The 22,682-nt window shown below is 56.5% G+C and carries 23 protein-coding genes and 1 other RNA gene; 11 read left to right on the top strand and 13 right to left on the bottom strand.

What is annotated here, in order from left to right; all coding sequences use genetic code 11:
* Window positions 1–50: 50 nt before the first annotated feature.
* From INF77_RS20780 to hutI, 3 genes are read right to left on the bottom strand one after another with little or no spacing between them, the layout of a single operon-like run.
* Entirely contained in the window at window positions 51–785 is a 735-nt protein-coding gene (locus INF77_RS20780) for a histidine utilization repressor (RefSeq protein ID WP_047367758.1), read from the bottom strand.
* Window positions 786–804: 19 nt separating this feature from the next.
* Window positions 805–1,743: a formimidoylglutamase gene (gene hutG / locus INF77_RS20775; RefSeq protein WP_193532010.1), complete on the bottom strand. Its 939-nt coding sequence runs from the start codon at window positions 1,741–1,743 to the stop codon at window positions 805–807.
* Window positions 1,740–2,960, bottom strand: a complete 1,221-nt coding sequence (gene hutI / locus INF77_RS20770; RefSeq protein WP_227413914.1) for an imidazolonepropionase — start codon at window positions 2,958–2,960, stop codon at window positions 1,740–1,742. Before hutI ends, hutG begins: the two co-directional genes overlap by 4 nt.
* 224 nt (window positions 2,961–3,184) lie before the next feature.
* Here hutI and INF77_RS20765 point away from each other — a divergent pair, with 224 nt between their 5' ends.
* Window positions 3,185–4,468, top strand: coding sequence for a putative acyl-CoA thioester hydrolase (locus tag INF77_RS20765; protein WP_193532012.1), 1,284 nt, complete (start codon window positions 3,185–3,187; stop codon window positions 4,466–4,468).
* Between the two features lie 55 nt (window positions 4,469–4,523).
* Here the strand turns inward: INF77_RS20765 and tisB are convergent, their stop codons facing one another.
* Entirely contained in the window at window positions 4,524–4,613 is a 90-nt protein-coding gene (tisB, locus tag INF77_RS20760) for a type I toxin-antitoxin system toxin TisB (RefSeq protein WP_023332440.1), read from the bottom strand.
* Between the two features lie 443 nt (window positions 4,614–5,056).
* Window positions 5,057–6,052, bottom strand: coding sequence for a 6-phosphogluconolactonase (gene pgl, locus INF77_RS20755; RefSeq protein ID WP_041910746.1), 996 nt, complete (start codon window positions 6,050–6,052; stop codon window positions 5,057–5,059).
* A 140-nt stretch (window positions 6,053–6,192) separates the two neighbouring features.
* Here pgl and INF77_RS20750 point away from each other — a divergent pair, with 140 nt between their 5' ends.
* Complete coding sequence (locus INF77_RS20750) at window positions 6,193–7,011, top strand: pyridoxal phosphatase (RefSeq protein ID WP_041910747.1); 819 nt, start codon at window positions 6,193–6,195, stop codon at window positions 7,009–7,011.
* On the opposite strand, the gene modC is transcribed toward INF77_RS20750, so the two are convergent.
* The 4 genes from modC to INF77_RS20730 all read right to left on the bottom strand — a co-directional run bounded on the left by modC (window position 7,012) and on the right by INF77_RS20730 (window position 9,863).
* Window positions 7,012–8,070: a molybdenum ABC transporter ATP-binding protein ModC gene (gene modC, locus INF77_RS20745; RefSeq protein WP_126817774.1), complete on the bottom strand. Its 1,059-nt coding sequence runs from the start codon at window positions 8,068–8,070 to the stop codon at window positions 7,012–7,014.
* A gap of 2 nt (window positions 8,071–8,072) precedes the next feature.
* Window positions 8,073–8,762, bottom strand: coding sequence for a molybdate ABC transporter permease subunit (modB, locus tag INF77_RS20740; RefSeq protein WP_041910749.1), 690 nt, complete (start codon window positions 8,760–8,762; stop codon window positions 8,073–8,075).
* Window positions 8,762–9,535 (bottom strand): molybdate ABC transporter substrate-binding protein, encoded by a 774-nt coding sequence (modA, locus tag INF77_RS20735; protein WP_063438065.1) that lies wholly within the window; start codon window positions 9,533–9,535, stop codon window positions 8,762–8,764. The genes modB and modA overlap by 1 nt, the downstream gene beginning before the upstream one ends.
* 178 nt (window positions 9,536–9,713) lie before the next feature.
* Window positions 9,714–9,863, bottom strand: coding sequence for an AcrZ family multidrug efflux pump-associated protein (locus INF77_RS20730; protein ID WP_013097516.1), 150 nt, complete (start codon window positions 9,861–9,863; stop codon window positions 9,714–9,716).
* Between the two features lie 127 nt (window positions 9,864–9,990).
* Here INF77_RS20730 and modE point away from each other — a divergent pair, with 127 nt between their 5' ends.
* From modE to gpmA, 7 genes are all read left to right on the top strand, one after another.
* Window positions 9,991–10,779: a molybdenum-dependent transcriptional regulator gene (gene modE / locus INF77_RS20725; RefSeq protein ID WP_047367754.1), complete on the top strand. Its 789-nt coding sequence runs from the start codon at window positions 9,991–9,993 to the stop codon at window positions 10,777–10,779.
* Between the two features lie 67 nt (window positions 10,780–10,846).
* Window positions 10,847–12,319 (top strand): molybdate ABC transporter ATP-binding protein ModF, encoded by a 1,473-nt coding sequence (modF, locus tag INF77_RS20720; protein ID WP_193532013.1) that lies wholly within the window; start codon window positions 10,847–10,849, stop codon window positions 12,317–12,319.
* Between the two features lie 200 nt (window positions 12,320–12,519).
* Window positions 12,520–13,536 (top strand): UDP-glucose 4-epimerase GalE, encoded by a 1,017-nt coding sequence (gene galE, locus INF77_RS20715; protein ID WP_041910754.1) that lies wholly within the window; start codon window positions 12,520–12,522, stop codon window positions 13,534–13,536.
* A 9-nt stretch (window positions 13,537–13,545) separates the two neighbouring features.
* Entirely contained in the window at window positions 13,546–14,592 is a 1,047-nt protein-coding gene (galT, locus tag INF77_RS20710) for a galactose-1-phosphate uridylyltransferase (protein WP_048957134.1), read from the top strand.
* A gap of 2 nt (window positions 14,593–14,594) precedes the next feature.
* Window positions 14,595–15,743, top strand: a complete 1,149-nt coding sequence (gene galK / locus INF77_RS20705; protein ID WP_028012396.1) for a galactokinase — start codon at window positions 14,595–14,597, stop codon at window positions 15,741–15,743.
* Window positions 15,737–16,777, top strand: coding sequence for a galactose-1-epimerase (gene galM / locus INF77_RS20700; RefSeq protein ID WP_041910757.1), 1,041 nt, complete (start codon window positions 15,737–15,739; stop codon window positions 16,775–16,777). Before galK ends, galM begins: the two co-directional genes overlap by 7 nt.
* A 206-nt stretch (window positions 16,778–16,983) precedes the next feature.
* The gene (gene gpmA, locus INF77_RS20695; protein ID WP_008501111.1) at window positions 16,984–17,736 is read left to right on the top strand and encodes a 2,3-diphosphoglycerate-dependent phosphoglycerate mutase; all 753 of its coding nucleotides are present in this window, start codon (window positions 16,984–16,986) and stop codon (window positions 17,734–17,736) included.
* 61 nt (window positions 17,737–17,797) lie between these two features.
* On the opposite strand, the gene aroG is transcribed toward gpmA, so the two are convergent.
* Complete coding sequence (aroG, locus tag INF77_RS20690) at window positions 17,798–18,850, bottom strand: 3-deoxy-7-phosphoheptulonate synthase AroG (protein WP_028012394.1); 1,053 nt, start codon at window positions 18,848–18,850, stop codon at window positions 17,798–17,800.
* A gap of 303 nt (window positions 18,851–19,153) precedes the next feature.
* Here aroG and INF77_RS20685 point away from each other — a divergent pair, with 303 nt between their 5' ends.
* Window positions 19,154–19,534 (top strand): protein YbgS, encoded by a 381-nt coding sequence (locus INF77_RS20685; protein WP_045259933.1) that lies wholly within the window; start codon window positions 19,154–19,156, stop codon window positions 19,532–19,534.
* Between the two features lie 105 nt (window positions 19,535–19,639).
* Window positions 19,640–20,575, top strand: a complete 936-nt coding sequence (gene zitB, locus INF77_RS20680; RefSeq protein WP_063154692.1) for a CDF family zinc transporter ZitB — start codon at window positions 19,640–19,642, stop codon at window positions 20,573–20,575.
* Here the strand turns inward: zitB and pnuC are convergent.
* The 3 genes from pnuC to INF77_RS20665 form a co-directional block, all read right to left on the bottom strand.
* Complete coding sequence (gene pnuC / locus INF77_RS20675) at window positions 20,572–21,291, bottom strand: nicotinamide riboside transporter PnuC (RefSeq protein ID WP_028012391.1); 720 nt, start codon at window positions 21,289–21,291, stop codon at window positions 20,572–20,574. The two genes, zitB and pnuC, sit on opposite strands and share 4 nt — an antisense overlap.
* Window positions 21,292–21,314: 23 nt before the next feature.
* Entirely contained in the window at window positions 21,315–22,358 is a 1,044-nt protein-coding gene (gene nadA / locus INF77_RS20670; RefSeq protein ID WP_193532014.1) for a quinolinate synthase NadA, read from the bottom strand.
* Window positions 22,359–22,549: 191 nt separating this feature from the next.
* A non-coding RNA gene (locus INF77_RS20665) (RtT sRNA) lies at window positions 22,550–22,678 on the bottom strand.
* Between the last annotated feature and the right edge of the window lie 4 nt (window positions 22,679–22,682).

Genomic DNA, 22,682 nt, shown 5'->3' with positions numbered 1-22,682 from the left:
AAAAAAGATACAATTTTGTTATATTGCGTTAGCGATCACGCTTATAAAACTTATGACATAAAGTGGCCCTGTAGCCGGTAACGGTTCCCCGGGAAAAGCAGTCGGGCATGCGACACGATATGCGATGATGACCAGGTACGACGGCGGATCAGCAGGCACGGATCGTGTTCTTTAATGCGCAACAGCTCGCACTCCTGCGGCGTCGCGCGTACGGCCTCAACAATGTGCTCCCCTTCCGTGAGCGGTGCGACGAGCGAGAGATACGCGTGCGGCGTGGTGTGGGTGTAATCCTGGTTCAGGTATTCCGGTATCCGCTCTGCGTTGACGCAGCGATCTTCAATCTGCACCGGAATGTCGTTTTCAAAATGCACCATCACAGAGTGGAAGATGCGGCTACCCTCTTTGACATTTAGCTCAACGGCCTGCTCGGCGCTGGCCTGAGTCTCTTCCAGCACCAGCACTTCGCAGCGGTGCTGATGATTACGCGAGGTTATCTCATCGGCAATGCTGCGGATTTCAAACAGGGCGGACTGCCCTTTCGGTTCCGCCACGAACGTCCCCACGCCCTGCAGGCGCACCAGAAGTCCTTCGTCGGTGAGCTCGCGCAACGCCCGGTTGACAGTCATCCGGCTAAAACCGAACTGCGCCACCAGCTCGGCCTCCGACGGAATGCGATCGTGCGGGCGCCAGACGCCGGTAGCAATCTTTTCGCTGATCGCCTGTTTCACCTTTTCATAGAAAGGCGCGGGCGGGCTCGGTTGCGGCAGGGGTGAGCGTGAAAACATCGTGACTCCTTTAATAGTGTTATGCCCACCAGTGAGCAATTTGCCAGGCCAGACGGGCGGCGAGCTTTGCGCCCTGCCCGTCCCGATCGTACTGCGGGTTAAACTCTACCAGATCGGCGGCCTGCAGCTTACCGCTGCGGCAGATTTGTTCAATAACCGGCATAAGATCCATTGCCGGGACGCCTAACGCCGCAGGGGCGGAAACGGCAGGCATTTCGCCCGCAGGCAGGACGTCCAGATCGATTGTCAGATAGATACGATCGGCCTGCGCCAGCACCTTTTCCAGCGCCGATAATGCCTCGCGTCTGAAATGAAGATCCTCCACCAGCGTGACGTTCAGGCGCTCGGCCTCATCCCACAGCGCCTGCGTGTTCGCCGCCCGGCTCACGCCAAAGCAGGCGTACTGAAATGCCCGCCCGCGCTCAGCGCAGTAATGCGCCAGCTGGCGAAACGGCGTGCCGGACGTCGCCCGGTCGGCCTTGCGCAGGTCGAGATGCGCATCCAGGTTTATCACCACTACGCGCTCGCCGGGGAACGCATCCAGAACACCCCGTCCATGCGCCCAGGCGGTTTCATGCCCGCCGCCAAACACCAGCGTGCGCATCCCGGACTGCTGGCAGGCCGTCACGGCATCGCTTAACGCCCGCTGCGCGGGTTCAAGCTCATCGCTTTCAACGTACACCGAGCCCATATCCGCCAGCCGTTCGTGTCCCTGATGGCTTGCCATATTCGCCAGCGCTTTGCGCAGAATATCAGGGGCCTGCGCGGCGCCGGGCCTGCCCTGATTGCCTTTAACCCCTGCATCGCATTCAAAGCCTATCAGCGCGATGCCGGATGAAAGCGGCGTGAACAGCGCCTGCTGTTGTATCGTCTGGAAAATGCGCGTTGCATTGCTGGCTTCGGCGCTGTCATCTCGCCCCTGCCAGACCGTTTCGGCGACGGGCCGCCATAACTTCATACTGCCTCCCCACGGAAAATACGTTGATACAGCGGATTGCGTCCCGGCTCGTAAACCATCTCCACAGGATGGTGAGCATCCCAGACGATAAAATCGGCAACAAACCCCGGCTGCAGCTGCCCGTGCGTTGCGCCGCGGCCCAGCGCCTGCGCCGCATGGCGCGTGACGCCAGCCCAGGCCTCTTCAGGGGTGAGGCCAAACTGGACGCAGGCCATATTCATCGCCAGGTGCAGGCTGGCAAACGGGCTGGTACCGGGGTTATAGTCGGTGGCGACGGCCATCGGCACACCACGTTTTCGGAGCTGATCAACCGGCGGACGCTGGCGCTCCTGCAGAAAATAGAACGCGCCGGGGAGCAGCACCGCAACCGTACCGCTTTGCGCCATCGCCTGAACGCCCGCGTCGTCGAGATATTCGATATGATCGGCCGACAGTCCGTTATATTGGCTGACCAGCGCCGCTCCGCCCTGATTCGACAGCTGTTCAACATGCCCTTTCACCGGAATACCGAGCGCGGCGGCGGCCTGGAAGAGGCGCTCGGTTTGCGACGGGGTAAAGCCGACGTTTTCACAAAACACGTCTACTGCTTCATATAACTCTTTTTGCCACAGCGTGGGCAGTATCTGCTCGCAAACCAGCGCGAGGTACGCATCCGGATCCTGTCGGTATTCCGGCGGAACCGCATGGGCCGCCAGCAGCGTTGGGCTGATATCAACCGGGTTATTGAGGCTCAGCTGGCGGGCAACCTGCAGCATCTTCTCTTCGGCCTCGGCGTTGAGACCGTATCCCGATTTGATTTCAACGGTCGTTACACCTTCATTCATCAGACGCTGGAGCCGCTGCTGCGCCAGTTTCAGCAGGGTTTCCAGGGAACTGCTGCGCGTTGCCGTCACGGTGGCGTTAATCCCGCCCCCCTGAGCGCTGATGGTCTGGTAAGAGACGCCGTTCAGACGCTGCTCCCACTCCGCCGCACGGTCGCCGCCAAATACCAGATGGGTATGGCAGTCAATCAGGCCAGGCGTGACCAGACGTCCCTCAAGATCGATGACGTGACGGTGTCCGGAAGGAAGGTCAGATTCAGGAAGCACGGCAAGGATAGTTTGGCCGCGCACGACCAGCGCGTACTGCTCTTTCAGGCCATAAGGCGCGGATGTATCGGGAACCATTGTTGCCAGGCGCGCATTTCGCCATATAACATCGTCAGGTTGAAGCTGCATGGGCATTCCACTTGTCATGGGTTGTATAGACATTTATTTGCATCCATCGTCTGCTGTCAACCGCCTTGAGGGAAAATGTTATTTATTTGTGATGACTTTCCCGTCACCTCCGGGCAAAAAATGCAACTTTTACCCTTTTTATCTTCCCGTTTCGCTCAACTTAGTATAAAAAAGCAGGCTATTTCGTCTATCCCGTAAAGACTTGCATACCCAGGAGCTTCACCTTGAACATTTCCAGGATTTCCCGTCTGGCGTTAGCGCTCGCCTTTGGCGTGACATTATCCGCATGCAGTTCTACACCACCGGATCAGCGTCCTTCTGAGCAGGTAGCGCCCGGTACCGCCTCCCGCCCGATTTTGTCCGCGGATGAAGCGAAGAATTTCGACCGCACCCATTACTTCTCGGCGATGGATCCTAACGCCGCGCCGTGGACACCGTCTTCTATTAACCTGCCTAAACAGCCTGACTTCGTTGTTGGCCCGGCTGGCGCGCAGGGCGTAACGCATACCTCTATCCAGGCAGCGGTTGACGCGGCAATCACTAAACACAGCGCGTCTCGCCAGTACATCGCGATCCTGCCGGGTGAATACGAAGGCACCGTGTATGTTCCGGCGGCTCCTGGCAGCATTACGATTTACGGTCTGGGTGAAAAAGCCATCGACGTAAAAATTGGCCTGGCGATTGATTCCGAAATCGACAGCACCGCCTGGCGTCACCTGGTGAACCCGGCAGGCAAATATATGCCGGGCAAACCGGCGTGGTATATGTTTGATAACTGCCAGAGCAAGCGTTCCGCCACCATTGGTGTGATGTGCTCGGCGGTGTTCTGGTCGCAGAATAATGGCCTGCAACTGCAGAACCTGACCATTCAGAATACCCTGGGTGACAGCGTGGATGCCGGTAACCATCAGGCCGTGGCGCTGCGTAGCGACGGCGATAAGGTGCAGATTAACAACGTCAATATTCTGGGCCGTCAGAACACCTTCTTCGTGACCAACAGCGGCGTACAGAACACGCTGCAGAACAACCGTCTGACCCGCACGCTGGTGACCAACAGCTACGTTGAAGGTGACGTGGATCTGGTGTCCGGTCGCGGCGCGGTGGTGTTTGATAACACCAATTTCCGCGTGGTGAATTCCCGTACCCAGCAGGAAGGCTATGTGTTTGCTCCGGCAACCCAGTCTAACCTGTTTTACGGCTTCCTGGCCGTGAACAGCCGCTTTAACGCGGCCGGTGACGGCGTGGCGCAGCTGGGCCGTTCCCTGGACGTGGACTCTGCGACCAACGGCCAGGTCGTTATCCGCGACAGCGTGATCAACGAAGGCTTTAACGTGGCGAAGCCGTGGGCTGATGCGGCTGTCTCCAAACGTCCGTTCTCCGGCAACACCGGTGCGGTGGACGATAAAGGAAACGTGCAGCGCAACCTGAACGACGCGAACTTCAACCGCATGTGGGAATACAACAACCGCGGTCTGGGCAGCAACGTGGTTGCTGAGCCGAAGCAGTAACGAGATGAGAGTAAAAGGGGGAGTTTAATCCCCCTTTTTACTGCGACTGAATGCGTCAGGCTCCAAACTTAAGATACGCATCCAATAGTTGCATAATCGCAACCATGAGTTGCAGGAACAGAATTGCCCATTCCACACCGCTCATACGCCACTCCTTTGGTATAGAGCACTTCTCCTCTGGTTTACCTTTCCGCTGCCTGTCACCAGAGGTGTGTTGGTTATGTTTTGATGTGCTCCGCAGTTTAGGCACCGTCGGCACCACCCGACAGCCAGGACTTAAAAAGGATCCTGAATTGCGGAACTGCAACACATCGAACCAACGCACAGAATGATATCAAATCACCACTGTACATAAAAACAGTTAAAACCAATTTAGGAATTTATAAAGCAAAAGCACTTAAGTGACTGATTATTATTTATATACTATTCACTGATCATTCCGTGTTCTCCTTTGTTCGTTGACGATGAATTTACATCGCCTTGAGTCGACATTATGATGACCCTGTTGGTTACGTTTTGATGTGCTTACCCGGCTACCACCGGGCATAAAAAAACCTCGCATTCGCGAGGTTTTTTGTTTTAAGCCGCTTAGTGCGCGTTAACCACCACCCACATTGGCCCCTGACCTACCGCATAGCGTCCTTTCTCTTCCAGCAGGCCCTGCTCGCCTTTGATTTCATACAGGGCGATGTGGTGGGATTTCTGTCCCGCCGCAATCAGGTATTTACCGCTGTGATCGATATTAAAGCCGCGCGGCTGGGTTTCCGTTGGCTGGAAGCCCTCAATAGCCAGCACGCTGCCATCTTCGGAGACGCTGAAGACGGTAATCAGGCTGGAGGTGCGGTCGCAGGCGTAGAGATGACGACCATCCGGCGTGATGTGAATATCTGCCGCCCAGCGAGTGTCTGAGAAGTCAGACGGCATCATGTCCAGCGTCTGCACGCACTCAATCTGGCCGTTTGGATCTTTCAGCTCCCATACGTCCACCGAGCTGTTCAGTTCGTTAACGACGTAGGCATATTGCTGGTTCGGGTGGAATACCATATGGCGAGGACCTGCGCCCTCAACGGTGGTGACTTCAGCAGGATTCTGCGCCACCAGGTGACCATCGTCGCTCAGGGTGAACAGGCAGATACGATCCTGCTTCAGCGCAGGCACCCACAGCGTGCGGTTGTCCGGGGAAATATTCGCCGAATGGCAGCCTTCCAGCCCTTCCACCACGTCGACAGTTTCTACCGGAATACCATCGTCAAGACGGGTCACGCTGACGCAACCGGCATTGTAAGAACCGCTAAAAATGAAACGTCCTTTACGATCGGTCGAGATGTGGGTTGGGCTGCCCGGTAGTGGCGCTTCAGCGGTGTAGGTCAGCGCGCCGTCGTCAGGAGAGATGCGGTAGGCCAGCACGCGAAACTCCGGGCGCACACCCACGTATAAGAAACGTTTATCCGGGCTGACGACCATCGGTTGCACCTGGCCCGGCACATCAACAACCTGAACCAGCGTGAGCGAACCTTCTGCATTCAAGCGCCAGACGTGGATCTGCTGACTTTCAGGACTGGCGGTATAAACGGTTTGTTTCATGAATACTCCTTTCCTCACTGCACGTGAAAGTGATTATTTTTAACGGTGAATGCTGAATTTTAGCCAGGAATTTTGCAGCGATTTACTCTCGGTGTAACATCCCCTGAGACCTAAAATTCAACATTAACCCGGAAGAACAAATGACCTCGCGTGTGATTGCACTGGATTTAGACGGAACATTACTTACCCCTCAGAAAACCCTGCTCCCCTCCTCCCTTGAAGCGCTTAAACGCGCGCAGGAAGTGGGATATCAACTCCTTATCGTAACGGGTCGACATCACGTTGCCATTCACCCTTTTTATCAGGCACTGGCGCTGGATACACCTGCAATTTGTTGTAATGGCACTTATTTGTATGATTATCAGGCAAAAAAGGTTTTAGCCTCCGACCCGCTGCCGGTTCCCCAGGCGCTGCAGCTGATTGATCTGCTGGATGAGCATAACGTTCACGGCCTGATGTATGTGGATAACGCGATGGTGTACGAGCGCCCAACCGGCCATGTGGTACGCACCAGCAACTGGGCGTTGTCCCTGCCAGAAGCGCAGCGTCCGGTCTTTACCCAGGTTTCCTCTCTGCGTCAGGCGGCCCAGGACGTTGAGGCTATCTGGAAGTTTGCCCTGACGGATGAAGACACCACCAAACTGAATACCTTCGCGAAACACGTCGAGGACACGCTGGGGCTGGAGTGCGAATGGTCCTGGCACGATCAGGTGGATATTGCCCGCAAAGGCAACAGCAAAGGCAAGCGTCTGACGCAGTACGTGGAATCGCAGGGCTGGTCAATGCAGGACGCGATCGCCTTCGGCGACAACTACAACGACATCAGCATGCTGGAAGCTGCCGGTACGGGCGTGGCGATGGGTAATGCGGACGACGCGGTAAAAGCGCGCGCTAACGTGGTGATTGGCGACAACACCACCGATAGCATCGCGCAGTACATTTATACCCACCTGCTGTAATCAGGCGGTGATCGAAACGCTCTTGATTTGCGCGTAAAGCCACAGGCCGGGCTTGATTGCCAACTCATCCCTGGCCCACGGGCTGATGCGCGCCCAGAGCGTCCTGCTGCCCACGTCGAGCTTCACCTCTACCTGCCCGTTATCATCAAAACACTCCGCCACTTTGGCGCGCAGAATATTTCGAATACTGGTTTGCAGCGGCGGCTGCAACACCAGCGAGACGTCCGACGCCTGGATGCGGATCCGCAGCGCGGACTGCAACGGTTTGTCGATCTTATTGACCCAAAGATGCTGGTCGCCCAGCGCCAGGGCGGTCATCGCGTAGTGCGGATGATGCTCCAGAACGCTCACCTTCAGGATGCTGCTCTGCTGCTCCCTGGGTAACCAGGGGTGCATCACGCTACTGCCCCACACCTCTTCCAGGTTGCCGAAGGCCTTCACGCTGCCCTCTTCCAACACCAGCACTTTGTCGGCCAGATGCAGGATCTCATCCAGCGAATGGCTGACGTAGAGCATCGGAATATTAATTTCGCGGGTCAGACGCTGCAGGTAAGGCAAAAGCTCGCGCTTGCGCGGTATATCCAGCGAGGCCAGCGGCTCGTCGAGCAGCAGCAGTTCGGGGGCGGTCAGCAACGCGCGGCCTATAGCCACACGCTGTTTCTCCCCGCCGGAGAGCGAGGACGGCAGCCTGTCGAGCAGGGGTTCAATGCCTAAAAGCGTCACCAGCTTATCAAACTGCCCGGCCATGCTTTTCGCCATGCCGTAGCGCAGGTTGCCGCGCACGCTGTAGTGCGGGAACAAGCGCGCGTCTTGAAAAACATAACCGATGCGGCGTTTATCCGGCGAAAGGAAAATCTTGTTCTCCACGTCATTCAGGACGCGGTTGTTCAGGACAATGCGCCCTGACTGCGGGCGCGTCAGGCCGCTGATGGCGTTAATCAGAGACGTTTTACCCGCGCCCGACACGCCGAAGACGGCAGTGATACCGCTTGCAGGCAGCGTCTCGTTAAGCGTCAGAGTATGGTTTCCCAGCGTCTGGGTGAAATTCAGTTCCAGCATCGTTATTTCCCCATCCGTTCGCGGCTTAGCCGTGCCAGCCATTCAGAAACCAGCAGCGAAACCAGGGCTAATACGATAGAGATGATGCACAGCCGCGCTGCGGCACTCTCTCCCCCTGGCGTCTGAATCAGGGTATACATGGCTGAAGGGATGGTCCGCGTCTCGCCGGGAATGTTCGACACAAAGGTGATGGTCGCACCAAACTCGCCCAGCGAGCGGGCGAACGCCAGCACCGTCCCGACAATGATGCCCGGCAGCGTAAGCGGAAGCGTGATGGTAAAAAAGACGCGCCAGCGCCCGGCACCGAGCGTGCGGGCTGCCTGTTCGAGCTTCATATCCACGCCTTCCAGCGCGAGGCGGATCGCTCTGACCATCAGCGGGAATGACATCACCGCCGCCGCCAGTACCGCACCGCGCCAGCTAAAGGCAAAGGTGATTCCGAACCAGTCGTAGAGCTTTTCGCCGATAAAACCGCGTCGCCCCATCGAAATCAGCAGCAGATAACCGACCACCACGGGCGGTAAAACCAGGGGAAGATGAAGGACGCTGTCGAGCAGCGCTTTGCCGGGGAACCGACAGCGAACCAGTAGCCAGGCAAAAAAGATCCCAAAGGGCAAACTCAGCGCAACCGCCAGGGAAGAGACTTTAAGGCTCAGCAGAACAGCCTGCCATTCAGGATCGGTCAGTATCATCAGTGAGTCGTAAATCCATAACGTTTAAAGATTGCGGACGCCTCCGGCCCCTTCAGATAATCGCGGAAGGCCGTTACGGTCGCATTTTTATGTCCATCAACAATCGCCACAGGATATTCCACTTTCTTGTGGGAGTCTTCCGGGAAGGTGCCAACCACTTTTACACCCTTGCTGGCAACGGCATCGGAACCATACACAATGCCCAGCGGAGCTTCGTTACGCTCCACCAGCGCCAGCGCGCCGCGCACATCTTCCGCCGGGGCCAGTTTTGGTGACAGGGTCTCCCACGCGCCCAGCTTTTGCAGCGCTTCTTTGGCGTAAATCCCGGCCGGAACGTGTTCCGGGTCACCCACCGCCAGACGGCCACCGTTCAGCAGGCGGGTCCAGTTTGTCTCTTTGTTGATGGTGATTTCACCCTGCACGCTGGCCTTCGGTGCAACCACAACCAGGCTATTGCCCAGCAGCGTTTCGCGGGTCGCCGCATCAATCGATTTCTTCTCCACCGCGTAGTCCATCCACTTCTGGTCAGCAGAGATAAACAGATCTGCCGGAGCGCCCGCTTCTATCTGCCGTGCCAGCGTAGAGGAAGAGGCAAAAGAGGAGACTACCTCGACGTTTTTCTCTTTTTTATACGCCGCCGCAATATCCTGCAGCGCGTTGGTCAACGACGCCGCCGCAAAGACCGTAATTTTACCTTCGTCCGCCAGCGCGTGTCCGGTAAGTGAAAGCGTCAGCGTTGCCCCTGCGAAAAGGCGTACCCATGAACGTGCCATCTGTAACTCCTGTGAGTAGCGTTATATACATATTAATATAGCGGTATCGTCAGGGAGATCCCAGCGGTAATTCGTACCGCTCAAGGGGTAACACGGTGTGTTACGTTAAATAATATCGGCGAAAGTAAGAAAAGCTTGAGAGCAAAACGCCCGGGCAAGCCGGGCGTTTTGTGGGAAATTAATGCTGCTTTTTCGCACGGTCTCGGTGACCGATATTCGAAAAGACGTTGAACACTTCACCCAGGCCGTAGATGGCACCGAGGATGATGGCCATCACTACTGGTACCATGATCACGGCGAATACCAGACTTTTCAACAACTCTAACATGGTTTTCTCCAGATTTTGTGAATGGGCTATTCTACTCTGAAAAGTAAGAAAAACATCCCCTTTTGTGCGGTGCCCTTTGCGCCCTGCACCATTTGGGTCACAATATTCTTTTTGCCAGGACACTGTTATGCAGGCCGAAATTCTTCTTACTCTCCGACTTCAGCAAAAGCTTTTCGCCGATCCCCGACGTATTGCCCTGCTTAAACAGATAGAACAAACCGGCTCAATTAGCCAGGGCGCTAAGAACGCCGGGATCAGCTATAAAAGCGCCTGGGATGCCATCAATGACATGAACACCCTGAGCGAGCATCCGCTGGTGGACAGAGCCACAGGGGGCAAAGGCGGTGGAGGTGCTGTTGTCACACGCTACGGCCTGCGCCTGATACAGCTCTACGATCTCCTGGGCCAGATTCAGCAAAAAGCGTTCGATGTATTGAGTGACGACGACAACGTTCCGCTGGACAGCTTGCTGGCAGCCATTTCCCGCTTCTCGTTGCAGACCAGCGCCCGCAACCAGTGGTTTGGTACGGTGACGGCGCGCGATAATCTCCAGGTACAGCAGCATGTTGAGATCCTGCTTGCCGATGGTGTCACCCGTCTGAAAGCGGCGATAACGGCCCAGAGCGCAGAACGCCTTGACCTGGATGAAGGTAAAGAGGTGCTGGTGTTGCTGAAAGCACCTTGGGTCAATATCACACGCGACCCGGACAAGGCAAAGGCGGCTGATAACCAGCTGCGGGGCACCATCAGCCATATCGAACGCGGCAAGGAGCAGTGCGAAGTGCTGATGCCCCTGGCAGACGGACAGGCGCTTTGCGCCACGGTCCCGCTCAGCGAGGCGAACGATTTAGAAGAAGGTGCTGTCGTCACCGCATATTTCAACGCGGACCGGGTGATTATCGCCACATTGTGCTGAGCGCATTGACAATCGTGACGACAGTGCGTATCCCTGATATCAATTGCTGCAAAAAATGGGATACATCATGTCATCATTGCATATTTCGCAAGGTACGTTTCGTCTTAGCGATACCCGAACGCTGACGATTGCCGATCTGACAATACGCGCGGGTGAAAGCTGGGCGTTTGTCGGCACTAACGGCAGCGGTAAATCCGCGCTGGCCCGCGCGCTGGCCGGAGAGCTTACCCTTCTCAAAGGCGAATGCCGGAGCGATTTCACGCGCCTGACGCGCCTGTCCTTTGAACAGCTGCAGAAGCTGGTCAGCGACGAGTGGCAGCGCAACAATACCGATTTACTCAGTCCTGGCGAAGAAGATACCGGCCGCACGGCGGCGGAAATTATTCAGGATGAGGTGAAAGATCCCGCCCGCTGTCAGCATCTGGCGGAACAGTTTGGCATTTCAGCGCTGTTAAACCGGCGCTTTAAGTACCTCTCTACCGGCGAGACGCGGAAAACGCTGCTGTGCCAGGCGCTCATGAGCCAGCCGGAGCTGCTGATTCTGGATGAGCCCTTTGACGGGCTGGATGTCCACTCCCGCGCCCAGCTGGCTGCCCTGCTGGACTCTCTGAATCAGGAAGGCTATACGATCGTACTGGTGCTGAACCGCTTTGATGAAATTCCTGACTTCGTGCAGAACGCGGGCGTGCTGGCAGACTGTAGCCTGATCGAAACCGGAGAAAAGTCCGCGCTGCTCCGACAGGCGCTGATTGCCCAGCTTGCGCACAGCGAAAAGCTGGCGGGCATTGCGCTGCCGGATCCCGACGCGCCGGCAGCACGCCACGGTCTCGATCCCCGGCAGCCGCTTATCGTCCTGCGCGATGGCGTAGTCTCCTATGACGAACGACCGATCCTGAATCACCTCAGTTGGACGGTTAATCCTGGCGAACACTGGCAGATTGTCGGTCCCAACGGCGCGGGGAAATCCACGCTGCTGAGCCTGATAACCGGCGATCACCCGCAGGGCTACAGCAACGATCTGACGCTGTTTGGCCGCCTTCGCGGCAGCGGCGAAACCATCTGGGATATCAAAAAGCACATTGGCTACGTCAGCAGCAGCCTGCATCTGGATTACCGGGTCAGTACCACGGTACGCAACGTGATCCTTTCCGGCTATTTTGATTCCATCGGCATTTATCAGGCGGTGTCAGATAAACAGCACAAGCTGGCCCAGCAGTGGCTGGATATTCTGGGGATGGATAACCGGGTGGCTGACGCGCCGTTTCATAGCCTGTCGTGGGGGCAGCAGCGCCTGGCACTGATCGTTCGCGCGCTGGTAAAACACCCTACGCTCCTGATCCTCGACGAGCCGCTGCAGGGGCTGGATCCGCTTAACCGACAGCTGGTCCGCCGCTTTGTGGACGTGCTGATTAGCGAAGGTGAAACGCAGCTGCTGTTCGTTTCACACCATGCCGAAGATGCCCCCTCCTGCATCACCCACCGCCTCGAGTTTGTCGCGGACGGCGAGGGTTATCGCTACCTTCTCAGCAACGTAGATTAACCGCGGAGGGCACCGCCCTCCTCTTTTCAGATAACTTGCATCAATACATCGCTATCTCTTTGATCTAGAATGCTCTACGTCATCGAAAAAGCGAGTGTGAAAACGAGTGTAAACGATTCCACTATTTTATCCCATGTCACACTTTTCGCGTCTCTGTTATGCTATGGTTATTACATACCATAGGCCCAATGGAGCGAATTATGCGAGTTCTGGTAACAGGTGGTAGCGGTTACATCGGAAGTCATACCTGTGTGCAGCTGCTGCAAAATGGTCACGATGTGATCATCCTCGACAACCTGTGCAATAGTAAGCGCAGCGTACTGCCGGTGATTGAACGTCTTGGCGGTAAACAGCCGACTTTCGTAGAAGGCGACATCCGCAACGAAGCGCTGATGACCGAGATCCTTCACGACCACGCCATCGAAGCGGTGATCCACTTCGCGGGGCTGAAAGCGGTCGGTGAATCCGTTGCGAAACCGCTTGAGTATTACGACAACAACGTCAACGGTACCCTGCGTCTGATCTCCGCCATGCGCGCGGCAAACGTCAAAAACTTTATCTTTAGCTCCTCCGCCACCGTCTATGGCGATCAGCCAAAAATTCCTTACGTTGAAAGCTTCCCGACCGGTACGCCGCAAAGCCCGTACGGCAAAAGCAAGCTGATGGTAGAGCAGATCCTGACCGACCTGCAAAAAGCCCAGCCGGAGTGGAGCATCGCATTGCTGCGCTACTTCAACCCGGTCGGCGCCCATCCGTCTGGCGATATGGGTGAAGATCCGCAGGGCATTCCGAACAACCTGATGCCGTACATCGCCCAGGTGGCGGTAGGCCGTCGCGAGTCGCTGGCCATTTTTGGCAATGACTACCCGACCGAAGACGGCACCGGCGTGCGTGACTATATCCACGTGATGGATTTAGCAGACGGCCACGTTGCAGCCATGCAGCAGCTGGCTGACAAACCGGGCGTGCATATTTATAACCTCGGTGCCGGGGTCGGCAGCAGTGTGCTGGACGTGGTTAACGCCTTCAGCAAAGCCTGCGGTAAGCCGGTGAACTACCACTTCGCTCCGCGTCGTGATGGCGACCTGCCTGCTTACTGGGCCGATGCCACCAAAGCCGATAAAGAACTTAACTGGCGTGTCACCCGCACGCTTGATGAAATGGCACAGGATACCTGGCACTGGCAGTCACGCCACCCGCAGGGTTATCCGGACTAAGGATCCGTCATGACTTCGTTTAATCCCGTCGATCATCCGCATCGTCGTTTTAACCCGCTAAGCGGGCAATGGATTTTGGTCTCTCCGCATCGCGCCAAGCGTCCCTGGCAGGGGGCGCAGGAGACGCCTGCAAAACAGACCCTGCCGCAGCACGACCCGGATTGCTTCCTCTGTCCGGGCAACACGCGCGTGACCGGGGATAAAAACCCGGACTACAAAGGCACCTTCGTGTTTACCAACGATTTTGCCGCCCTGATGACCGACACCCCGGATGCCCCCGCGAGCCACGACCCGCTGATGCGCTGTGAAAGCGCGCGCGGTACCAGCCGCGTGATCTGCTTCTCGCCCGATCACAGCAAAACGCTGCCGGAGCTGAGCGTGGACGCGCTGAAAGAGGTGGTCAGCACCTGGCAGGCGCAAACCGCTGAGCTGGGGCAGAGCTATCCGTGGGTGCAGGTGTTCGAAAACAAAGGCGCGGCGATGGGCTGCTCTAACCCGCATCCGCACGGCCAGATCTGGGCGAACAGCTTCCTGCCCAACGAAGCCGAGCGTGAAGACCGTCTCCAGAAGGACTATTTCGCAGAAAACGGCTCCCCCATGCTGGTGGACTACACCCAGCGCGAGCTGGCCGACGGCAGCCGTACCGTAGTGGAAACCGAACACTGGCTGGCGGTCGTGCCTTACTGGGCCGCCTGGCCGTTTGAGACGCTGCTGCTGCCGAAAGCGCACGTTCAGCGCATTACCGATCTCAGCGACGCGCAGCGCGACGACCTGGCGCTGGCGCTGAAAAAGCTGACCAGCCGTTACGACAACCTGTTCCAGTGCTCCTTCCCGTACTCCATGGGCTGGCACGGCGCGCCGTTTAACGGCGAAGAGAATCAGCACTGGCAGCTGCACGCCCATTTCTATCCGCCGCTGCTGCGCTCTGCAACGGTGCGTAAATTTATGGTGGGCTATGAAATGCTGGCGGAAACCCAGCGTGACCTGACGGCGGAACAGGCGGCAGAGCGTCTGCGTGCCGTCAGCGACGTCCACTATCGCGAATCAGGAGTCTAAAAATGAGTCTGAAAGATAAAACACAATCCCTGTTTGCTGAGAAATTTGGCTACCCTGCCACCCACGTAATTCAGGCGCCTGGTCGCGTCAACCTGATCGGTGAACACACCGACTACAACGACGGCTTCGTGCTGCCGTGCGCCATCGATTACCAGACGGTTATCAGCTGTGCGAAGCGCGACGACCGTAAAGTCCGCGTCATTGCGGCGGATTACGGTAATGAGACGGACGAGTTTTCCCTCGATGCCCCGATTGTGACGCACGACAGCCAGCAGTGGTCTAACTACGTGCGCGGCGTGGTGAAGCATCTGCAGAAGCGCAACAAGAACTTCGGCGGTGCCGATTTAGTCATCAGCGGCAACGTGCCGCAGGGTGCGGGCTTAAGCTCGTCGGCCTCGCTCGAAGTGGCCGTGGGAACCGTCTTCCAGCAGCTGTATCATCTGCCGCTGGACGGGGCGCAAATTGCCCTGAACGGTCAGGAAGCGGAAAACCAGTTCGTGGGCTGCAACTGCGGCATTATGGACCAGCTGATCTCCGCGCTGGGCAAAAAAGAGCATGCTTTACTGATCGATTGCCGCTCGCTTGGCACCAAAGCCGTTCCCCTGCCAAAAGGCGCGGCCGTCGTGATTATCAACAGTAACTTTAAACGTACGCTGGTGGGCAGCGAGTACAACACCCGCCGCGAACAGTGCGAAACCGGCGCGCGCTTCTTCCAGCAGCCTGCCCTGCGCGACGTGACGCTCGATGAATTTAACAAAGTGGCGCACGAGCTGGATCCTGTCGTCGCCAGACGCGTTCGCCACGTGCTGACCGAAAATGCCCGTACCGTTGAAGCCGCCTCCGCGCTGGCGAAAGGTGACCTGAAGCGCATGGGTGAGCTGATGGCGGAATCTCACGCCTCCATGCGCGATGATTTTGAAATCACCGTGCCGCAGATCGACACCCTGGTGGACATCGTCAAAGCGGTTATTGGCGATAAAGGCGGCGTGCGCATGACGGGCGGCGGCTTTGGCGGCTGCATCGTCGCGCTGGTGCCGGAAGAGCTGGTCCCTGCCGTCCAGGACGCCGTGGCGAAGCAGTACGAAGCGCAAACGGGCATCAAAGAAACGTTCTATGTATGTAAAGCATCACAAGGAGCCGGACAGTGCTAAACGAAACACCTACCCTCGCACCGGATGGTCTGCCGTATCGCCTGTTAACCCTGCGCAACAGCGCGGGAATGGTGGTTACGCTGATGGACTGGGGTGCGACCCTGCTTTCTGCCCGCGTACCGATGCCGGACGGCAGCGTGCGCGAAACCCTGCTGGGCTGCGCCTCACCCGAGCAGTACGTTAATCAGTCTGCCTATCTGGGCGCGTCCGTCGGGCGCTATGCCAACCGCATCGCGAAGAGCCGTTTTGAGCTCGACGGCGTGCAGTACCCGCTGCTGCCAAGCCAGGGCGAGAACCAGCTTCACGGCGGTCCGGATGGGTTTGATAAACGCCGCTGGAAAATTGTTCGTCAAAACGACGGCGAAGTGCTGTTCTCGCTGGATTCGCTTGATGGCGATCAGGGCTTCCCGGGGAACCTTACCGCGTCCGCGCGCTTTACGCTGACGGACGACAACCGTATCGCTATTGAATACCGTGCGACGGTCGACAAGCCGTGTCCGGTTAACCTGACTAACCATGCCTACTTCAATCTCGACGGCAACCAGTGCGACGTGCGTAACCACAAGCTGCAGATCCTGGCGGACGCGTATCTGCCGGTTGACGAGATGGGCATTCCGTATCAGGGCCTGAAAGACGTGAGCGGGACCAGCTTTGACTTCCGCAGCGCGAAAGTTATCGCCCAGGATTTCCTGAGCGATGACGATCAGCGCAAGGTGAAAGGCTACGATCACGCGTTCCTGCTGCACGCCAAAGGTGATGTGAAGCAGCCTGCCGCACAGGTCTGGTCCAGCGATGAGAAACTGCAGATGACGGTGTATACCACCGCCCCTGCCCTGCAATTCTACTCGGGCAACTACCTCGGCGGCACGACGGCGCGCGAACACAATGAGTACAGCGACTGGCAAGGACTTGCGCTTGAGAGCGAGTTCCTGCCGGACAGCCCCAATCATCAGGAATGGCCGCAGCCGGACTGCGTGCTGCGCCCCGGTGAAGAGTACATTAGCGTGACGGAATACCATTTTATTCCGAAATGATTTCCAGCCCTCCCATCGGAGGGCTTTTTTCTGCGCGTCTTGCTGAAAATAGCGCCGATCGCTGACAAAATCCTAACCCTGGATTCACAAGCATCTTACACTCAGAGACTATTTTCGCTATGGTTAGGGTTAAGCGTTGCTGCTGGCACGGCCACAGCAATATAATGAGAATTGTTATCATTCTAAAAATGCTTGAGGAGTAAGAGATGGCTATTACTAAGCTGGTCCTGGTGCGTCACGGCGAAAGCCAGTGGAACAACGAAAACCGCTTTACCGGTTGGTACGACGTTGATCTGTCCGAGAAAGGCGTAAGCGAAGCAAAAGCAGCAGGTAAACTGCTGAAGGAAGAAGGCTTCAGCTTTGATTTTGCTTACACCTCTGTGCTGAAACGTGCCATCCACACCCTGTGGAACGTGCTGGACGAACTGGATCAGGCCTGGCTGCCGGTTGAGAAATCCTGGAAACTGAACGAGCGTCACTACGGTGCGCTGCAGGGTCTGAACAAAGCGGAAACCGCTGAGAAATACGGTGACGAGCAGGTTAAACAGTGGCGTCGCGGCTTCGCGGTCACCCCACCAGAGCTGACCAAAGATGACGAGCGCTATCCGGGCCACGACCCGCGCTACGCGAAACTGACTGATGCTGAGCTGCCAACCACCGAGAGCCTGGCACTGACCATCGACCGCGTTGTGCCTTACTGGAACGAAACCATTCTGCCACGCCTGAAAAGCGGTGAGCGCGTGATCATCGCTGCTCACGGTAACTCCCTGCGCGCGCTGGTGAAATACCTGGACAACATGGGCGAAGACGAGATCCTCGAACTGAACATCCCAACTGGCGTACCGCTGGTATATGAGTTCGACGAAAACTTCAAGCCAATCAAACATTACTACCTGGGTAACGCGGACGAGATCGCAGCGAAAGCAGCGGCTGTCGCGAACCAGGGTAAAGCGAAGTAATTTTCGCCGGACGTAAAAAAAGCGCGGAGCCTTCCGCGCTTTTTTATTTGTGCGTGAGGACTCAGCCGCGGCGCGCTTTTACCGCATTCGCCAGCTGACGCAGGATGGCATCGGTATCGTCCCAGCCAATGCAGGCATCGGTGACGCTTTTGCCATACACCAGCGGCTCGCTGCCTTCCAGGTTCTGGTTACCTTCAACCAGATGGCTTTCGATCATCACCCCAATTACCGCCTTCTCACCGTTGGCGATCTGCTGACAGACGTCTGCCCCCACTTCCATCTGCTTTTTGAACTGCTTGCTGGAGTTGGCGTGGCTGAAGTCGATCATCACCTGCGGTGGCAGCCCGGCTTTTTCCAGCCCGGCCTTCACCTCTGCCACGTGTTTTGCACTGTAGTTTGGCTCTTTACCGCCACGCAGAATGATGTGGCAATCACCGTTACCGCTGGTGTTGACGATGGCGGAGTGACCCCATTTGGTCACGGACAGGAAGCAGTGCGGCGCACCCGCGGCGTTGATGGCATCGATAGCCACTTTGATGGTGCCATCAGTACCGTTTTTGAAGCCCACCGGACATGAGAGACCGGAAGCCAGCTCGCGGTGAACCTGAGATTCAGTGGTACGGGCACCAATGGCGCCCCAGCTCATCAGGTCTGCCAGGTATTGTGGCGTAATCATATCCAGGAACTCGCCGGCAGCAGGCAGGCCGCTGTCGTTGATCTCCAGCAGCAGCTTGCGCGCAATGCGCAGGCCGTCGTTGATCTGGAAGCTGTTATCCATGTGCGGATCGTTAATCAGCCCTTTCCAGCCCACGGTCGTGCGCGGTTTTTCAAAATAGACGCGCATGACGATTTCCAGCTCATCCTTTAACTCTTCACGCAGGGTGAGCAGACGCGCCGCATACTCTTTCGCAGCGGCAGGATCGTGAATGGAGCACGGGCCAATCACCACCAGAAGACGATCGTCATTACCTTTCAGGATCTTGTGGATCGCTTTACGAGCATGAGAAACCGTATTTGCGGCATTTTCAGTGGCGGGGAATTTCTCAAGGAGTGCTACAGGAGGTAATAACTCATTGATCTCTTTGATGCGTAAATCGTCGTTCTGATAATTCATCTTCTTTCCAGCTCTGCCATATCTTTAGTAATGAAAGCAATCCTTTCAATCTATCTTGTCGACCAGGAAGTGTAAACACGGTTTTACACTTCACGCAGATAATTCCTGGAATTCGCCTAAAAATCGCCACAAAATAGCGAAAAATGAGATCTAACCTAAGCTTTTTAACTGTAACAACCATTTTTAAACGCTTAAACGCGATTCCCTACTGACGTAAGTCCGTCAGGCGGAATCTTTCGCCTATAAAAAGATGCACTGTTGGAGAATGTTATCCAGCGTAACGACAAGAACAGGAGCACCATCATGAAAATGACAAAACTGACCACCCTCTTCCTGACTGCCACACTCACCCTTGCCAGCGGCAGCGTCCTGGCCGCAGAAACGGGGGCTTCAGACAGCAACGGTGATGCCAATGCGGCAGCAGCGGCAGGCCAGGTTGCGCCTGATGCGAAACAGAATATCGCCCCGAATAATGTCGATAACAGCCAGATCAATACCGGCAATACCAACACCGGCGGCACTATGCTGCATCCGAACGGTAGTGCTTCCGACACCATGAATCATGACAACATGAGCTCGGATGAGGTTCATAAGAACTCGATGTGCAAGGACGGCAAATGTCCCGATCCGAACGACAAAGTGGGTAACGACGCCAATACCAAAACTGATGGCACAACCCAGTAATTCTTGATGCTTCAAATGTGAAAGGAGAGCCCAGGCTCTCCTTTCTTTTTGGAGTAACCTGTTAAAAACGCTACACTAAAATAATAACGAATCAGGAAAGCAGACATGGCGCACACCCACTCACACCCATCTTCTCCCGGCAACGACAATGCAAAACGACTTATGCTGGCCTTTGGCGTTACGGCCACGTTTATGGTTATCGAGGTCATTGGCGGCCTGGTTTCCGGCTCGCTGGCGCTGCTGGCTGATGCCGGACATATGCTGACCGATGCCGCAGCGCTGCTTTTCGCCCTGCTGGCGGTGCAGTTTGCTCGCCGCCCGCCCAACGCGCGTCATACCTTCGGCTGGCTGAGGCTGACCACCCTTGCCGCGTTTGTTAACGCCATCGCGCTGGTGGTTATTACTGTTCTTATCGTCTGGGAGGCCGTACAGCGTTTCAGGCACCCGCAGCCCATCGCCGGGACGACAATGATGGTGATTGCCGTGGCGGGGTTGCTGGCAAATATTCTGGCGTTCTGGATTTTGCATCGCGGCAGCGGGGAAAAGAACCTCAACGTTCGCGCTGCGGCTCTGCATGTGCTGGGGGATTTGCTCGGCTCAGTAGGGGCGATTGTCGCCGCGCTGGTGATCCTCTATACCGGCTGGACGCCTGTCGACCCCATTCTCTCCGTGCTGGTATCGTGTCTGGTCTTGCGCAGCGCCTGGCGGCTACTGAAGGAGAGCGTCAATGAACTGCTGGAAGGGGCGCCGGCATCAGTGGACATTGACGAGCTGAAACGAAACCTGCGCCGTACTGTCCCGGAAGTGCGTAATGTTCATCACGTGCACGTCTGGCTGGTAGGAGAGAAGCCGGTCATGACGCTGCACGTCCAGGTCATCCCGCCCCATGACCACGACGCGCTGCTTGAACGCATCCAGCACTTTCTTGAACATCACTATGAGATAGGTCACGCCACCATCCAGATGGAGTATCAGCCCTGTAGCGGGCCGGACTGCCACCTTAACGAGGCGCAGCCCGACCATTCACATCATCACCACTAGCTTGAAAGCGCGTGTGAGCCACGCTCACGCGCGCTCTTGATCCACATCCGGCTGCCGTTCAGGGCAATGAAGGTCAGCAGCAGATACTCCAGCGACATGGCATAGACGCCCTGAAGGGCAAAAATCACCACGCTGATGACGTTGATGATGACCCACAGCAGCCAGTTCTCAACGTATTTACGGGTCATCAGGACCATCGCCGCGATCGACAGCACCATCATGCAGGAATCCCAGAACGGGAAGGCATCCGGCTGAAGCTCCGGCATCGTCACGTTGAGGCCAATCGCGGACATGACCGAAACGGCAACGCGGGTCAGGAACGCAAACACCGGGTTGATGTAGACGGTCATCAAACCAATGGCGACGACGCAGGCGACAAACCAGGCGATGGCTTTCGGTAAGGGCAGCCAGCGGATCTGCAGCTCAGCCTCCTGCTGGCTGTTCTGCCGGGACCAGGCGTACCAGCCGTAAATATTGGCGGCGAAGAAAAACAGCTGTAAAAGCAGGCTGGCGTACAGCTGGATCTGGAAGAAGATAATCGCAAACAGCGTGACGTTAATCAGCCCGAACGCGTAGTTGCTGATCTTCTCCAGGCTTGCCAGCCAGATACACAGCAACCCCGCCAGCGTGCCTACGGCTTCAATCCATGACAGGTCATAGCCACCTGCACCAATCGGTATATGAACCAGAATGTTTTGCGTGCTAAAAAAATCCATCTTTTCCCCAGGGCGTTTTTGAATTAAGTACGTAGTGTAGCCGTAAAATCCAGCATGCGGTTAAGCGGAATTAACGCACCTTCACGCAGAGCGGCATCCACATGAATTTCATGCGCTGCACCGCCTGTCTCGAGCCCTTCGGCAATGGCCTTCAGGCCGTTCATCGCCATCCACGGGCAATGCGCGCAGCTGCGGCACGTCGCGCCCTCACCTGCCGTTGGTGCTTCCAGCAGCTCTTTCTCCGGTACGGCCTGCTGCATCTTATAGAAGATACCGCGATCGGTCGCGACGATGAGCTGCTTGTGCGGCAGCGTCCTGGCCGCGTTGATAAGCTGGCTGGTTGAGCCAACCGCATCGGCCATATCAACAATCGACTGCGGTGATTCAGGGTGCACAAGAATGGCCGCGTCAGGATAAAGCGCCTTCATACGGGACAGCGCCTGGGTCTTGAATTCGTCGTGCACAATGCAGGCGCCCTGCCAGCAGAGAACGTCAGCGCCGGTCTGCTTCTGAACGTAATTGCCAAGATGGCGGTCCGGGGCCCAGATAATTTTCTCACCCAGGCTGTCCAGATGCTCAATCAGCTCAACGGCGATGCTCGACGTGACCACCCAGTCTGCGCGCGCTTTTACCGCCGCAGAGGTGTTGGCGTAAACAACCACGGTCCGGTCAGGATGGGCGTCGCAGAAGGCGGTGAATTCGTCAATCGGGCAGCCGAGATCAAGCGAACACTCCGCATTGAGCGTCGGCATCAGAATGGTTTTTTCCGGGCTGAGGATCTTTGCCGTTTCGCCCATAAAACGCACGCCTGCAACCAGCAGCGTGGAAGCGGGATGTTTTGCACCGAAGCGGGCCATCTCCAGTGAATCAGAAATACAGCCCCCGGTCTCTTCCGCCAGCTGCTGGATTTCCGGATCGGTGTAGTAATGGGCCACCATCACCGCATCGCGCTCTTTGAGAAGCCGTTTGATCTTCTCGCGGTAGAATTGTTTTTCATCCTGGCTTAATGGCACAGGCTTTGGCGGAAACGGATAGATTGCGGCTTCAGGATCGAACATCACGCTCATTATGGCTTCTCGTTTTACTGGCTTAACAATATTGCCTTTCTTTTGCCTGACAAAGCAAAACGCAGGGCAATTGTGTTTTATATACTAAACAAGATAACGAATCTGGAGTGAAAAGTCACCGGGAATAGATGGGCGAAGCATTTGTTGTACGGCAGATAGCAAAAAGGCGCCTTTAGGGCGCCTTTCTACACTGGTGGGTCGTGCAGGATGACTCGCTTCGCTCGCCCTTCGGGCCGTCGCCGTAAACGGCTCCGGTGCCTCACTACGTTCGGCTCGAACCTGCTGCAGGTTCGAATCATCCAGATCGCAGATAGCAAAAAAGCG

Source organism: Enterobacter cloacae complex sp. P1B (assembly GCF_014982345.1).
Lineage (GTDB): Bacteria > Pseudomonadota > Gammaproteobacteria > Enterobacterales > Enterobacteriaceae > Enterobacter > Enterobacter bugandensis.
Note: the sequence above shows the minus strand (reverse complement) of the source record. Positions and strands in the feature narration are given on the sequence as shown.